The following is a 15,217-nucleotide window of genomic DNA, read 5'->3' on the forward strand; positions in this document are numbered from 1 at the left end:
AGTCGTTCTTATAACTATTTAATACGCACCACTCGGTTAATAACAACCTCTTTTTTTTCAGGGATCAACTGTGAAATTTCAACCGCTGCTGGCCCTGGGCCTGACGATTCTGGCTGCCTCCACCCAAGCCTTTGCCGGCGCCACTCTGGATCGCATCGAGCAAAAGAAAGAACTGGTCGGCGTGTTGATGGAAAGCTATCCACCCTTCTCGTTCCTCAACGATCAAAACCAGCTCGACGGTTTCGACGTCGACGTGGCCAAGGCCGTGGCGGACAAACTGGGCGTCAAGCTGCGTCTGGAAACGCCGTCCTGGGATGTGATTGCCGCCGGCCGCTGGAGCGGGCGTTACGACATCTGCATCTGCTCCATGACCCCGAGCAAGGCCCGCGCCGAAGTCTTCGACTTCCCGGTCGAGTACTACGCCTCCCCTGCCGTGATCGTGGTCAATGCCAAGGACGATAGCATTCACAGCGCCAAGGACCTGAGCGGCAAGAAAGTCGGTCTCACCAGCGCCTCCAGCTATGAAAGCTACCTGAACAAAAACCTGGTGATCGAAGGCGCCGAAGACACCCAATTGCAGTACCCGTTCGAGAACGTGCAGATCGCCCCGTATGACACCGACAACGTCGCGTTCCAGGATCTGGGCTTGGGCGCTGGCGTGCGTCTGGACGCGATCCTCACCAACCTCGTCACCGCGCAACCGCGCCTGAACGAAGACAAGCGCTTCAAGCTCGCCGGCCAGCCGCTGTACTCGGAGCCGAACTCGGTGGCCATCGAAAAAGGTGACGCGCAGTGGGACGCCAAAGTGCGTGATGTGTTCGCTCAGTTGAAACAGGACGGCACCTTGAGCAAGCTGTCGCAAAAATGGATCGGCGCCGACATCAGCAAATGACTTCCTTCCCCAAACCTCCTCAGCCGCCGCAACCGGTGGCTGAGTCATTACTGCAACGGGTCTTCGGCTTCCGTACCCGGCTGTACCTGACCTGGGCGGCGATGTTCGGCTTGTTCGCCAGTTTCTTCCTGAGCTTCGACCTGAAGTTCTCGATCATCCTCGACAAACTGCCGAACCTGATCGGCCTGCACCTGGCGCCCAACGGCTTTCTGCAAGGCGCGGCGCTGACGCTGTTCTTGTGCCTGTGCTCGATTGTGGCTTCGTCGCTGCTGGGCTTCATCACGGCCCTGGCTCGACTGTCGAAAAGCGCCGTGGCGTTCGGCATCGCAAGTTTCTATGCCTCGTTCTTTCGCGGCACGCCGCTGCTGATCCAGATATTGCTGATCTACCTAGGCTTGCCGCAATTGGGCGTGGTGCCGGGCGCCATCGCCGCCGGCATCATCGCCCTGTCGCTGAACTATGGCGCCTACCTGAGCGAAATCTTCCGCGCCGGCATCCTCGGCGTTCCCCACGGCCAACGCGAAGCATCGCTGGCCCTGGGCATGCGCGAAACCGTGATTTTCTGGCGCGTCACCCTGCCCCAGGCCATGCGCGCCATCATCCCGCCCACCACCAACCAGTTCATCTCCATGCTCAAGGACTCGTCGCTGATCTCGGTGATGGGGGTTTGGGAAGTGATGTTCCTGGCGCAATCGTACGGGCGCTCGAGCTATCGCTATATCGAAATGCTGACGACGGCGGCGATCATTTATTGGCTGATGTCGATTGGACTGGAGCTGATTCAGGCGCGGATGGAACGGCATTACGGGAAGGCGTACGTAAGTCGATAGGAGCCGTCGAGAGCTGCGCTTTTTTTGATCCGCGACAGATGCATTTTTGCTGGAGCGCCAGCCCCCTTGTCCTGATTCACTGTAAGAAAAAGCGCCCAGTTCAAATGGGCAAAAAACAGCCGCCCTCAAGCGGCTGGCTATTTTCTACACAACCTGCTGACACCCCCCGCAAGCCCGCCGGAAGCAGCTGACATCGGCACCTATAGCCTCACTTTTAGAGTTTGGCCTCCCATCAAAAGAGGCCGTACTCGATGCCCGTTCAACACAAATACCGACCACAACACCTGGCGCTGGCCATTGCGCTTGCGCTGGGTTGCGCCGAATTTTCAAGCGCCCAACAACTACCCGCGCAAGCTGAGGCAACGAATATCGCTGAGGTAACCGGGCAGCTTGATACTGAGCCGCACCCGCTTACCCGGCTTCTAGCCTTTATCGAGGCGGACACCACCTTTCAAACGGTGATTGATGCGCCGCAGCCCGCTCGGCGAGGTACTTCCCTGAGACCGGAAAATAGAGATGACCTCATCATCGTCAAAAATGGTGGAAGCTTCGAAGGTCGGGTCGATGGCGGCAAAGGAACCAACGTCATACAGCTTGATGCAACTGACGGTGGCCGATTGGGGAATACCCGCAACTTCAACGGCCTGTATGTTTCGCAGGGATCCTGGACGCTGACCAGTACCGGAGATTTCAACAAGGGTGTGGTGGTGCTCGATGACGGCATCCTGACCAATGACGGGAAAATCGAAGGTGGGGCGATTACGGTCGGAAAGCTCTTCAACAATGGCGACATCAAAGGTCATGTAACAGTCGCGCACGGCGGTACTTTTGCAGGTGCAGGCACCGTCGGTGGCCTGGATGTCTCCGGCCGCGTCAACGTCGATGGATTGCATGGCGCCCCAAGAGTCAAAGGCAATTTGAACCTGTCCAACTCAGCCATCCTGGCCTATGAGGTCAACCCCGACGGCCGTCACGAAACGATCAAAGTCGACGGCACCGCCAGCCTCGGCAATGCCACCCTGAAAATCGTCGCAGTATCGGGTGACTATCCGCAAACCACCCAGTACACCATTATCGAGGCCGACAAGGTCGATGGGCATTTTGGCAATATTGAAAACAATCTCGCATTCATGACGGCCACCCCGGACTACAGCGACGAAAAGGCCGTCCGCCTGACCTACGCTCGCAACGAAGTGCCTTTCGAGAGTCTCGCGACCAACAAAAACGGTCGGGAACTCGCCCGCAGTATTGAAGAACCCAAAGCCAGTCCGACGGCGCAGACACCTCCCAATACCGCGAACGCCGCTGTCACGGCCCTGCTTGCCTCCACCACCGAAACAGCCTCCCAGGCCATCGACCAACTGGACGGCGGCAACAACGCCAACCTTGCGAAAGCGACCCTGAACAGTGACAGCCCAATCAGCGCGACCATGCTCTCGGCCATGCGTCAGCTGCACAGCACCAGTAGCTACAGCAATTCCACCAGGCGCAATGCGCCACGCCTGGCCGCCGGCAGCGAAGACAATGGCCGAGTCTGGCTTCAAGCATTGGGTCACGGTGGAACGCTGGATCGCGACTACGACGCTCTGAAACACACAACCCACGGTCTGGTACTGGGAGCTGATTGGGGCATCGATGAAGAATGGCGCATCGGGGTGATGAGCGGAAAATCCGAAACGCGCCTGGACAGCCGCGGACTCGACGGCGATCTCGACAGCTGGCATTTGGGAGCTTATGCCCTGCGTCAAAACGGACCAATGTCCCTGCGCCTGGGTGCGACCTACAGCAGTCACGATGGCAGCACTAAACGCCGGGTTGCCTTCAAAGGTTTCAGCGACCGCCCCGAAGGCCGTTACGATGCCAACACCCAGCAGGCCTTTGCGGAATTGGGTTACAACCTGGGGCGGACGAGCGTCAGCATCGAACCGTTTGCCAGCCTGGGCTACCAGCGCTATCAACGCGACACTTACACGGAAAAAGGTGGCGCTGCGGCTCTGAAGGTACACGGTCAAACGCAGAACAATTTGAACAGCACGTTCGGCCTGCGGCTGGCAAAGCTCAACACTCTGGATAACGGCATGCAACTGACGCCACGGTTCAGTGCCGGCTGGAAACATACTTACGGGGACGTCTACAGCGATACCCGCCAACGATTGGTAACGGGCGGAAAAAACTTCACCGTTTCCGGTGCGCCGCTGGATCGTGACAGCCTGCTGGTCGATACAGGGCTGGACCTTGGATTGTCAGCAAAACACACCCTGGGCATCGGACTCACTGGCGAGATCGGCACCGACAGCCGTAACCACGGCGTGACGGGTCAGTGGCGAATGAGTTTCTAACAGCCACAAACCCAGTGCGAAAAAAAAGGGGAGCACATGCCCCCCCGAGGTTTAAAGCGGTATATCGAGGCTGTTAACTCAGCCTTCGATCTCGATCAGGATCTCGCCCGGGTTCACCCGGTCGCCCTTGGCCACGTGGATGGCGGTGACTTTGCCGGTGATGGCCGACTGGACTTCGGTTTCCATCTTCATCGCCTCGGTGATCAGCACGGCCTGGCCGGCTTTCACGGTGTCGCCTTCCTTGACCAGCACGTCGACGATGTTGCCGGGCATGGTGGTGCTGACGTGGCCCGGTGCCGACGCTTGCTTGCGCTTGCTGCTACCGCCGCTGACGAATTCGTTGAGCGGTTCGAACACCACTTCTTCCGGCATGCCGTCGATGGACAGGTAGAAGTGGCGCTTGCCTTCAGCCTTGACGCCCACACCAGTGATGTCGACGCGGTAGGTTTCGCCGTGAACGTCGATGACGAACTCGGTCGGCACGCCTTCGCCACCGGCCGAGGCCACGCCGCCTGCTTCCGGAATCGGCAGCAGCACTTCTGGCGTCAGAGTGCCGGCTGCGCGTTCTTCGAGGAACTTGCGGCCGATGTCCGGGAACATGGCGTAGGTCAGCACGTCTTCTTCAGACTTGGCCACGGCGCCTATTTCGGCACGCAGCTTGGTCATCTCCGGCTTGAGCAGATCGGCCGGACGCACGTCGATCACCTCTTCGCTGCCGATGGCCTGACGACGCAGCTTTTCGTTCACAGTGCCCGGCGCCTTGCCGTAGCCGCCTTGCAGGTAAAGCTTCACTTCGTTGGTGATGGTCTTGTAGCGCTCGCCGGCCAGCACGTTGAAGAACGCCTGGGTGCCGACGATTTGCGAGGTCGGGGTCACCAGCGGCGGGAAGCCGAGGTCTTCGCGAACGCGCGGGATTTCAGCCAGCACTTCGCTCATACGATTCAGGGCGCCCTGCTCTTTCAACTGGTTGGCCAGGTTGGAAATCATCCCGCCCGGAACCTGGTTGACCTGCACGCGAGTGTCGACGGCAGTGAACGCGCTTTCGAACTGGTGGTACTTCTTGCGCACGGCGTAAAAGTACAGGCCGATCTCTTGCAGCAGCTCCAGGTTCAGGCCGGTGTCGAACTCGCTGCCTTTAAGGGCGGCGACCATCGATTCGGTGCCCGGGTGGCTGGTGCCCCAGGCGAAGCTGGAGATCGCGGTGTCGATATGGTCGGCGCCGTTTTCGATGGCCTTGAGTTGGCACATCGCAGCCAGGCCGGCGGTGTCGTGGGAGTGGATGAACACCGGCAGCGATTGCTCGGCCTTCAGTGCCTTGACCAGTTCACCCGTGGCGTACGGGGTCAGCAGACCGGCCATGTCCTTGATCGCCACCGAGTCGCAACCCATGGCTTCCATTTGCTTGGCTTGCGCCACGAAAGCCTCGATGGTGTGCACCGGGCTGGTGGTGTAGGCGATGGTGCCCTGGGCGTGTTTGCCGGCAGCTTTCACCGCTTCAATGGCCACGCGCAGGTTACGCACGTCGTTCATGGCGTCGAAGATACGGAACACGTCGATGCCGTTGACCGCGGCCTTGGCGACGAAGGCTTTGACCACGTCGTCGCTGTAATGGCGGTAGCCCAGCAGGTTCTGGCCACGCAGGAGCATTTGCAGGCGCGTGTTAGGCAACGCGGCGCGCAGTTGGCGCAGACGCTCCCACGGGTCTTCTTTCAGGAAGCGTACGCAGGCGTCGAAGGTCGCACCGCCCCAGACTTCCAGCGACCAGTAACCGACTTTGTCGAGTTTGTCGCAGATCGGCAGCATGTCTTCGGTGCGCATGCGGGTGGCGAGCAGCGATTGATGGGCGTCGCGCAGGATTGTGTCGGTAACGTGGATTTGTTTGCTCATTGTTCTATTCCTCACAGGCCTGCGTGGGCGGCGATGGCGGCGGCGATGGCCAGGGCCAGCTCTTCGGGTTTGCGCTTGATCGAGTAGTTGGTCAGTTCAGGGTGGCTTTCAACGAAGCTGGTGTTGAACTGGCCGCTACGGAATTCCGGGTTACGCAGGATTTCCTGGTAGTACGCGGCGGTGGTCTTGACCCCTTGCAGACGCATGTCGTCGAGGGCCCGCAGGCCACGGTCCATCGCCTCTTCCCAGGTCAGCGCCCAGACCACCAGTTTCAGGCACATCGAATCGTAGAACGGCGGAATGGTGTAGCCGGTATAGATCGCTGTGTCGGTGCGCACGCCGGGACCGCCGGGCGCGTAGTAACGGGTGATCTTGCCGAAACTCGGGAGGAAGTTGTTTTTCGGGTCTTCGGCGTTGATCCGGAACTGCAGCGCGAAACCACGGTGCAGGATGTCTTCCTGTTTCACCGAGAGCGGCAAACCGGATGCGATGCGGATCTGCTCGCGAACGATGTCAATGCCGGTGATTTCTTCAGTGATGGTGTGTTCCACCTGCACCCGGGTGTTCATCTCCATGAAGTACACCTCGCCCTCGGCGAGCAGGAACTCCACGGTACCGGCGTTCTCGTAACCCACGGCCTTGGCTGCACGAACCGACAGGTCGCCGATGTAGGCGCGCTGTTCCGGAGTCAGTTGCGGGCTCGGAGCGATCTCGATCAGCTTCTGGTTGCGACGCTGGATCGAGCAGTCACGCTCGAACAGGTGCACCACGTTGCCGAAGCTGTCGCCGAGGATCTGCGCTTCGATGTGTTTCGGGTTTACGATGCATTTTTCCAGGAACACTTCCGCCGAACCGAAAGCCTTGGTGGCTTCGGAAATCACTCGCGGAAAGGCTTGTTCGAGTTCTTCGCGACTGTTGCAACGACGAATGCCGCGTCCGCCACCACCGGAGGTAGCCTTGAGCATCACCGGGTAACCGATGCGGTCGCCTTCGGTCAGGGCCTCTTCGATGCCCGACACGTTGCCTTCGGTGCCCGGTGTGACCGGCACGCCGGCCTTGATCATGCTGCGGCGCGCTTCGGTCTTGTCGCCCATGCGGCGAATGACTTCCGCCGACGGGCCGATGAATTTGATTCCGCGTTCGGCGCAGATGTCCGCCAGCTCGGCATTTTCCGAAAGAAAGCCGTAGCCGGGGTGCAACGCATCGCAACCGGTTTCCACCGCCAGGTTCACCAGCTTGCGCGGGTTCAGGTAGCCGGCCAATGGCTCGGCACCGATGCTGTGGGCCTCGTCCGCACGCTTCACATGCAAAGCATGACGGTCGGCGTCGGAATAGATCGCGACCGAGCGAATGCCCATTTCGGCGCAGGCGCGCACGATTCGTACGGCAATCTCACCACGGTTGGCAATCAGGATCTTTTTTATCACTTGGAGGTTCCCTTGAGCCGGTGGCACCCACGACCCGATTAGACAGGTCGACGCGTGACCAAATGTTTCAATTCAGTCGCAGCTCCACACTAGCTGTCGCAAGGGATTAACAAAAATGAATAATAATTGGGTCAGACATAAGCAAAGACTTATAGTTGAGTCATCGACCTTCGCTCAGGATTTATAGAAAATGCGTAAGTCATTGATGCGTATGACATTGCGTCAATTGCAGATCTTCAATGAGGTGTGCGATTTAAGGTCCTACAGCCGCGCTGCCGACGAAATGTCTCTCACACAACCTGCCGTGAGCCTACAGATTCGTCAACTTGAAGAGCTGATCGGTCAGCCCTTGTTCGATTATGTCGGCAAAAAACTCTACATGACCGAGGCGGCCGAAGCGCTGCAGCGCGCCAGCCGGGACATTTTCGGGCGCCTGGAAAACCTCGATATGCAGCTGTCGGACATGCAAGGCTCATTGCAAGGTCAGCTGAAACTGGCGGTGGAGTCCAGCGCCAAGTATTTCGTGCCGCATCTGTTTGCCGCGTTCAAGCGCCAGCACCCGGAAGTGAACCTGCACCTGACGGTGGTCAACCGTGGCCAGGTCATCCGGCGCCTGTCGGATAACCGCGATGATCTGGTGATCATGTCGATGGTCCCCCAGGACATGGGGCTGGAATTCCTGCCGTTCCTCAACAACCCGATTGTAGCCGTGGCGCCACCGGATCATCCGCTGTGCCACATGGGTCCATTGCGCTTGCAGGATCTGGAACCCTACACGCTGCTGCTGCGCGAACCCGGTTCCGGCACGCGACTGGCCTGCGAGGAGTATTTCAAAGAGAAGCGCGTGCACTTCACCCAGACCCAGGAGGTCGCCTCGGCGGAAGCTCAGCGTGAATGCGTGCTGGCGGGTCTGGGCCTGGCGCTGCTGACGCGCCACGCCCTGAACCTTGAGTTGGCGACCGGTGGCCTGATCGAGCTGCCGGTCGAAGAGCTGCCGCTGCTGCGTAGCTGGTGCCTGGTGCAGGCCAAGGCCAAACGGCTATCGCCGGTGGCCCACGCATTCCTTGCGTTTATCCGCAGCGAACGAGCGCAAATCAGCGCACTGGTTGAGCGTTTCGACGGGAAGTTACCGGTGCTGCCTGCCAGTAGTTGAGTTCGAGGTCGTCGGGAAATTCGCCGATTTCGGCCAGAAGCTGGCGGCGCTCGCAGCGATCTTCGATGGCGCGGCGAAATTCCATGCGGCGCTGGTCTTCTTGCTGACGACGGGTTTTGACGGCGCTGTTGCGTTCTTCGTAGGGCTGGGCCATTTCGAGTCTCCCAAGGCGAGTACGGGAGTTTCAAGATAGGCGCGAGGGATGACGGTTTGGCGGCGGGAGGGTTACAGAACGATGAAACTCACTGGCTGACCGCGAATCTGTGGCGAGGGAGCTTGCTCCCGCTGGGTCGCAAAGCGGCCCTAAGATTTTGCGACTGCTGCGCAGCCGAGCGGGAGCAAGCTCCCTCGCCACAATTGCAGCCAGAATCAATCGTCCAGCGCTTTTACTGACTTTGGCGACAACCGCAAGCTGCGAAGGCTGCGCTTGACGCTTTTCAAGTGATTGACCAGGCTCGGCCCACGGGCCATGGCCACGCCCATCGCCAACACATCGATCACTACCAGGTGGGCGATGCGCGACGTCAGTGGCGTGTAGATTTCAGTGTCTTCGTGCACGTCGATCGCCAGGTTGACAGTCGACAGCTCGGCCAACGGTGTCTGGCTCGGGCACAGGGTGATCAGCGTGGCGCCGCTTTCGCGCACCAGGTTGGCGGTGATCAACAGGTCCTTTGAGCGACCGGACTGGGAAATGCAGATCGCCACGTCGGTCGGCTTCAAGGTCACCGCCGACATCGCCTGCATGTGCGGGTCGGAATACGCCGCCGCGGTCAGCAACAAACGGAAGAACTTGTGCTGGGCATCCGCCGCCACCGCACCCGACGCACCGAAGCCGTAGAACTCGACACGCTGGGCCTGGGACATCGCGGTCACGGCTTTCTGCAACGCTACCGGGTCAAGTTTCTCGCGAACTTCCATCAGGGTGTGCAGGGTGGTGTCGAAGATTTTCAGGCTGTAGTCGGCAACCGAATCGTCTTCATGGATCGCGAATTGCCCGAAGCTCGCGCCGGCCGCCAGGCTCTGCGCCAGCTTCAGTTTCAAATCCTGGAACCCGGAGCAACCGATGGCGCGGCAAAACCGCACGATGGTCGGCTCGCTGATGCCTACGCTGTGGGCCAGGTCGGCCATGGAACTGTGCATCACCGCCGCAGGATCAAGCAGCACGTGGTCGGCGACCTTGAGCTCCGACTTGCGTAACAGGTGGCGTGACTGGGCGATGTGTTGCAGCAGATTCAAGGGGCTGGACTCTTTGTCATTGGCAGGTGCCGGGGATGTAGCACGCTTGTAGTTATACTACATGAATCGGCTTTTTGCCTGCTCAATGCGTAACTCAATGTCCCCATATCACGCGACATATGCTCCATGTAGCACCTACGAGGTTTTTTCGTCCGCGCGCAACAGCTCAGCCAGGTCTGCAGCCTCAACCGGACGGCTGATCCAATAACCCTGCACTTCATCGCAATGCTCGACCTTCAGAAACTCCAGCTGCTCCGGCCGTTCGACCCCTTCAGCCACCACTTTCAACGACAGGCCGTGGGCCATGGCAATAATCGCCCGGGTGATCGCCGCATCCTCGCTGCTCTCTCCCAGCCCACGGATAAATGCCTGATCGATCTTCACGTAATCCACAGGAATACGTTTGAGGTAGCTCAGAGACGAATACCCGGTACCAAAATCGTCGATCGCCAGCTTCACCCCCAGATCGCGCAATTGCTGGAAGGTCGCGATGATGTGCTCGACGCTGTCCAGCAACTGGCTTTCGGTAAGTTCCAGCTCCAGATAGTGCGGCGCCAGACCGGTTTCCTCCAGCACCTGGCGCACCAGGCTGACCAGTTTCCCCTGACGCAGCTGATGCACCGACAGATTGACCGACACCCGAATCGGCTCAAGCCCCTGACGTTGCCATTCGCAGGCTTGCCAGCAGGCCTGACGCAAGACGAACTCGCCGATAGCGTTGATCAGGCCGGTTTCCTCGGCCAGACCGATGAAATCCCCCGGCGGTACCTGGCCAAGGGTCGGGTGATTCCAGCGCACCAGCGCTTCGGCGGCATTCAACCGGCCGGTGGCTAGGCAGAGTTTTGGTTGGTAAAACACCTTCAGCTGCTTTTCTTCGATGGCTTTGCGCAATTGGTTCTCAAGCTGCAAGCGCTCGAGCGTGCTGGCCTGCAGGCTGTCGGTGTAGAACTGGAAGTTGTTGCCGCCCAGGTGTTTGGCATGCTGCATGGCCATGTTCGACTGGCTGACCAGCGCGGAAATCTCCCGCGCGGTGTCCGGCAACAGGCTGATGCCCATGGACGCGCTCATCACCAGTTCATGCCCCTCGACAGTGATCGGCAAACGCAGCTTGGTCGACAATCGCGTCGCCACGCGCGCCAGGCTCGACAGGTTGCCGTAGGCGTCGAACAGCACCGCAAATTCATCGCCGGACAACCGGGCGATGGTGTCTGCTTCCGGCAACGCATTGACCAACCGCCGGGCCATTTTCTGTAACAGCTGATCGGCGATTTCGTGGCCGAGGCTGTCGTTGAGCAGCTTGAAGCGATCCAGATTGATGTGCAGCAGCGCCAGGCTGCGCCGACCGCCCTGGCGCACCCGCTGATGAGCCTCGCTCAGTCGTTCACGGAACAACGAACGGTTGGCCAGCCCTGTGAGCTCGTCGTAGTGGGTGAGGTAGCGCATACGCTCTTCGGATTCACGCCGAGCGGACAGATCAGCGAAGAAGCCGACGATATGACTGACATTTCCCCGCAAATCGCGTACGGCATTCAGTTGCAGCCACTGCGGATACAACTCGCCATTCTTGCGGGTCTCGACCAACTCGCCCTGCCAACTACCGTGCTGCTCCAGCGCCTGACGAATCGCCGCGTAATGCCGACGGGCGTCGCGGCTGCAAGGCAAATCGACCACGTTGCGCCCGAGCATGTCGTCGATTTCATAGCCAGTTACCCGACTGAAAGCCTGATTGACCGCGATCAGTGCGTAATTCGGGTCGAAAATCACGATGCCTTCGCTGGCCGCCTCGAACACCGTCGCCGCCAGCTGGCGCTGTTCTTCCAGGTGCTTGCTGGCGCTGATGTCGCGGCGGGTGCCGACCATGCGGATCACCCGGCCGTTTTCACTACGCTCGACCGCTCGACCACGGTCCTCGATCCAGACCCAATGGCCATCGCCATGCCGAACGCGGTACTCGATCTGATAATCCTCGGTGCGGCCCTTCAAATGCTCGACCAGCGCCCGCTTCAGCGCTGGCAAGTCGTCGGGATGCAGCCTCGGCTTGAGGTGGCGGAGCATTGCCGTCACGTATTCCGGCTCCAGCCCGAACAACTCCTGGAGCTGAGTGTGATGAACTTCGTCGGTCTGCAGGTTCCAGTCCCACAAACCGAGTTCACTCGCTTTCAACGCCAGCGCCAGCCGCGCTTCGCTCTTGCTCAAGGCCTGGTTGGCCGCATCCAGCTCCAGACTGCGCTGGGCAACCCGGTTTTCAAGGTCGACCTGGGTTTCGCGCAATGCTTCTTCGGCGCGACGACGCTGGTCGATTTCCTTGGCCAGTTCGTGATTGAGTTGCTCGCTGCGACTTTGCGCTTGCTGCAAGTGTTCGATCAGCGCCTGATTTTGAAAACGCCGCAACAAACCCTGATCGATCAACCGATTGACCTGCCAGGCGACCACGCTCAACGAGCCCAGAAGAATCAGCCCGAACCAGCCCCAGCCCTGCTCCTGTTCATCGCCGCCCCAGAACAGATAGCCGATGGCGGGCAACAAACAGGGCAAGGTAAAGGATAGAAATGCTGGCAGGCTGACCGCATAAGCGACGCTGGCCGAGAGGGCTGCGGCGCCGATCAGACCGAATACCCAGGCTTGCTGGATGAAATTGTCAGCAGGCACCAGCGCGATGCCGGCACCGGCCAGGGTCAGGCCGGTCATCGCCGAACCGAGCAGAAACATGCGACGCCAGATCGGATGGGCCTGACGGTTGGGAATCGCCGAATCGAAGGCCGCGACCTGAATCACCCGCAACGCCACCAGCGACAACAACCAGACCAGCCAGACACTGACCACGAAGTAGCGTTGCGGGCTCCAGAGCAACCCGGCGCAGACCAGACCGTTGATCAACATGAAAAGCGTCGGCAAGAGCGAGCCCTGGTACAGCAGACGCGTGCGTTCGACCGCCATCTCCATGGCGTACTGTTTGCGGATAGCCCGAGGCTCCACGGAGGGGCCCGACAGGTCGGAGCTGAGGGTCATAGGCGATGTTCTTGTTCTTATAGTTGAGCATGCGAGCCCGAATTGTGGACGGAGCATACACAAGCAAATGCCCGGACCAAACTGCCTCAGGTCATAAAATAGACAAAAGTTTTAGTCGCCCGCATCCGGCGTAAAAGCCGCCAGGCGAGCCCCGTCCCTGCTTGCAGCCAGTGACCAACCGGTCATCGTCGATGCTTCTTTCATCGGCTAATGTAAAGCTCGGTTTGCCCGGTGTGACGGCGCACCCTAGAATGCCCCGATGCGCGATGATCTCTCCCTTCTGCTGAACTCCCTCAACGATGCCCAACGCCAGGCCGTAGCTGCCTCCGTGGGTCGTCAGTTGGTCCTGGCCGGTGCTGGCTCCGGTAAAACCCGAGTGCTGGTGCACCGTATCGCCTGGTTGATCCAGGTCGAAAACGCCTCGCCCCACTCCATTCTGTCGGTGACCTTCACCAACAAGGCCGCTGCCGAGATGCGTCATCGCATCGAGCAGCTGATGGGTATCAACCCGGCCGGCATGTGGGTCGGCACCTTCCACGGCCTGGCACACCGCTTATTGCGGGCGCACTGGCAAGAGGCGGGCCTGAGCCAGACCTTCCAGATTCTCGACAGCGACGACCAGCAACGGCTGGTCAAGCGGGTGATCCGCGAGTTGGGCCTGGACGAGCAACGCTGGCCGGCCCGGCAGGCCCAGTGGTTCATCAACGGGCAGAAAGACGAAGGTCTGCGTCCACAACATATTCAAGCCAGCGGCGATCTGTTCCTGGCGACCATGCGCAGCATTTATGAAGCCTACGAGGCTGCGTGCCTGCGTGCCGGCGTCATCGACTTCTCCGAACTGCTGCTGCGCGCCCTCGATCTGTGGCGCGACCACCCGGGGCTGCTCGCCCATTATCAGAAGCGCTTCCGGCACATTCTGGTGGACGAGTTCCAGGACACCAACGCCGTGCAGTACGCCTGGCTGCGTCTGCTGGCCAAGGGTGGCGACAGCCTGATGGTGGTCGGCGACGACGATCAGTCGATCTATGGCTGGCGCGGCGCGAAAATCGAGAACATCTATCAGTATTCCGACGACTTCCCGGATGCCGAGATCATTCGTCTGGAGCAGAACTACCGCTCCACCGCCGGGATCCTCAAGGCCGCCAACGCCCTGATCGCCAACAACACCGGGCGCATGGGCAAAGAGCTGTGGACCGATGGTGGCGAAGGCGAAGCGATCAATCTGTACGCCGCGTTCAACGAACACGATGAAGCACGCTACGTGGTTGAAACCATTGAAAGCGCGCTGAAAACCGGCTTGGCTCGCAGTGATATCGCGATTCTGTACCGCTCCAACGCCCAATCGCGCGTTTTGGAAGAAGCCTTGCTGCGCGAGCGCATCCCGTACCGCATTTATGGTGGTCAGCGCTTCTTCGAACGGGCAGAAATCAAGAACGCCATGGCGTATCTGCGTTTGTTGGAAGGCCGTGGCAACGATGCGGCCCTTGAGCGGGTGATCAACGTTCCGGCCCGTGGCATCGGCGAAAAAACCGTCGAAGCGATTCGCGATCATGCGCGCCACAGCGACGTGTCGATGTGGGAAGCCATGCGTCAGCTGGTGGCCAACAAGGGCCTGACCGGGCGCGCTGCCGGTGCACTTGGGGCGTTTATGGAGCTGATCGAGAACCTCGCCGCCAAGTGCATGGAAATGCCACTGCACCTGATGACCCAGACCGTCATCGAGCAGTCGGGGCTGATCGCCTACCACCAGGCGGAAAAAGGCGAGAAAGGCCAGGCCCGGGTAGAAAACCTTGAGGAACTGGTCAGCGCCGCGCGCAACTTCGAAAACCCGGAAGAGGACGAAGAGCAATCGCCACTGGCGGCATTCCTCGGCCACGCCTCGCTGGAGGCCGGGGACACCCAGGCCGACGAGCACGAAGACAGCATTCAGTTGATGACCCTGCACAGCGCCAAGGGCCTGGAATTCCCTTACGTGTTCCTGGTGGGCATGGAAGAAGGCCTGTTTCCGCACAAAATGAGCCTGGAAGAACCCGGGCGCCTTGAAGAAGAGCGTCGTCTGGCCTATGTCGGTATCACCCGGGCGATGCAGAACCTGGTGCTGACGTATGCTGAAACCCGACGCTTGTACGGCAGCGAGACCTACAACAAGGTGTCGCGTTTCGTACGTGAAGTGCCGAAAGGCCTGATCCAGGAAGTGCGACTGTCCAACAGCGTCAGCCGTCCGTTCGGCGGAGGCCAGCAGCAGAGTTCCAGCAGCCTGTTCGGCGGCAGCGAGATCCCGGACACCGGGTTCAGCCTCGGCCAGACTGTGCGGCATTCGGTGTTCGGCGACGGTGTGATCCTGAATTTCGAAGGCGCCGGTGCTCAGGCGCGGGTGCAGGTGAACTTCAGCGAAGGCAGCAAGTGGCTGATGCTCGGTTACGCCAAGCTGGAAGCGATCTAAA

At 59.9% G+C, this 15,217-nt stretch carries 10 protein-coding genes; 5 read left to right on the top strand and 5 right to left on the bottom strand.

Annotated features, from left to right (window positions below):
• Positions 1-70: 70 nt before the first annotated feature.
• The 3 genes from FFH90_RS00705 to FFH90_RS00715 all read left to right on the top strand — a co-directional run bounded on the left by FFH90_RS00705 (position 71) and on the right by FFH90_RS00715 (position 4,061).
• Positions 71-892 carry an ABC transporter substrate-binding protein gene (locus FFH90_RS00705; protein ID WP_064621156.1) on the top strand — a complete coding sequence of 274 codons (822 nt, stop codon included), beginning with the start codon at positions 71-73 and terminating at the stop codon, positions 890-892.
• A complete protein-coding gene (locus FFH90_RS00710; RefSeq protein WP_086945218.1) occupies positions 889-1,722 on the top strand; it encodes an amino acid ABC transporter permease in 834 nt (277 codons plus the stop codon). Before FFH90_RS00705 ends, FFH90_RS00710 begins: the two co-directional genes overlap by 4 nt.
• 251 nt (positions 1,723-1,973) lie before the next feature.
• A complete protein-coding gene (locus FFH90_RS00715) occupies positions 1,974-4,061 on the top strand; it encodes an autotransporter domain-containing protein (RefSeq protein ID WP_138866541.1) in 2,088 nt (695 codons plus the stop codon).
• A 78-nt stretch (positions 4,062-4,139) separates the two neighbouring features.
• Here FFH90_RS00715 and oadA read toward each other — a convergent pair whose 3' ends face one another.
• Complete coding sequence (gene oadA, locus FFH90_RS00720) at positions 4,140-5,948, bottom strand: sodium-extruding oxaloacetate decarboxylase subunit alpha (RefSeq protein WP_138866542.1); 1,809 nt, start codon at positions 5,946-5,948, stop codon at positions 4,140-4,142.
• An 11-nt stretch (positions 5,949-5,959) separates the two neighbouring features.
• Positions 5,960-7,375, bottom strand: coding sequence for an acetyl-CoA carboxylase biotin carboxylase subunit (locus tag FFH90_RS00725; RefSeq protein ID WP_018927371.1), 1,416 nt, complete (start codon positions 7,373-7,375; stop codon positions 5,960-5,962).
• Between the two features lie 190 nt (positions 7,376-7,565).
• On the opposite strand from FFH90_RS00725, the gene FFH90_RS00730 reads away from it, so the two are divergent.
• Positions 7,566-8,528 carry a LysR family transcriptional regulator gene (locus FFH90_RS00730; protein ID WP_018927370.1) on the top strand — a complete coding sequence of 321 codons (963 nt, stop codon included), beginning with the start codon at positions 7,566-7,568 and terminating at the stop codon, positions 8,526-8,528.
• Here FFH90_RS00730 and FFH90_RS00735 read toward each other — a convergent pair.
• The 3 genes from FFH90_RS00735 to FFH90_RS00745 form a co-directional block, all read right to left on the bottom strand.
• Positions 8,470-8,682 (bottom strand): PA3496 family putative envelope integrity protein, encoded by a 213-nt coding sequence (locus FFH90_RS00735; protein ID WP_019020903.1) that lies wholly within the window; start codon positions 8,680-8,682, stop codon positions 8,470-8,472. The two genes, FFH90_RS00730 and FFH90_RS00735, sit on opposite strands and share 59 nt — an antisense overlap.
• A gap of 215 nt (positions 8,683-8,897) precedes the next feature.
• Positions 8,898-9,764 (bottom strand): transcriptional regulator HexR, encoded by an 867-nt coding sequence (gene hexR, locus FFH90_RS00740; protein ID WP_017850032.1) that lies wholly within the window; start codon positions 9,762-9,764, stop codon positions 8,898-8,900.
• A 135-nt stretch (positions 9,765-9,899) separates the two neighbouring features.
• Positions 9,900-12,773 (bottom strand): EAL domain-containing protein, encoded by a 2,874-nt coding sequence (locus FFH90_RS00745; RefSeq protein ID WP_111453087.1) that lies wholly within the window; start codon positions 12,771-12,773, stop codon positions 9,900-9,902.
• A gap of 259 nt (positions 12,774-13,032) precedes the next feature.
• Here FFH90_RS00745 and uvrD point away from each other — a divergent pair, with 259 nt between their 5' ends.
• Positions 13,033-15,216, top strand: coding sequence for a DNA helicase II (uvrD, locus tag FFH90_RS00750; RefSeq protein ID WP_007934438.1), 2,184 nt, complete (start codon positions 13,033-13,035; stop codon positions 15,214-15,216).
• The last annotated feature ends 1 nt before the right edge of the window (position 15,217 follow it).

This window comes from Pseudomonas sp. ATCC 43928 (genome assembly GCF_005938665.2).
Classification (GTDB): domain Bacteria; phylum Pseudomonadota; class Gammaproteobacteria; order Pseudomonadales; family Pseudomonadaceae; genus Aquipseudomonas.

Coding starts and splice junctions, on each gene's coding strand:
- uvrD (WP_007934438.1), top strand. CDS start 13,033: ATGCGCGATGATCTCTCCCTTCTGCTGAACTCCCTCAACGATGCCCAA.
- FFH90_RS00745 (WP_111453087.1), bottom strand. CDS start 12,773: ATGACCCTCAGCTCCGACCTGTCGGGCCCCTCCGTGGAGCCTCGGGCT.
- FFH90_RS00710 (WP_086945218.1), top strand. CDS start 889: ATGACTTCCTTCCCCAAACCTCCTCAGCCGCCGCAACCGGTGGCTGAG.
- FFH90_RS00715 (WP_138866541.1), top strand. CDS start 1,974: ATGCCCGTTCAACACAAATACCGACCACAACACCTGGCGCTGGCCATT.
- FFH90_RS00735 (WP_019020903.1), bottom strand. CDS start 8,682: ATGGCCCAGCCCTACGAAGAACGCAACAGCGCCGTCAAAACCCGTCGT.
- FFH90_RS00730 (WP_018927370.1), top strand. CDS start 7,566: ATGCGTAAGTCATTGATGCGTATGACATTGCGTCAATTGCAGATCTTC.
- oadA (WP_138866542.1), bottom strand. CDS start 5,948: ATGAGCAAACAAATCCACGTTACCGACACAATCCTGCGCGACGCCCAT.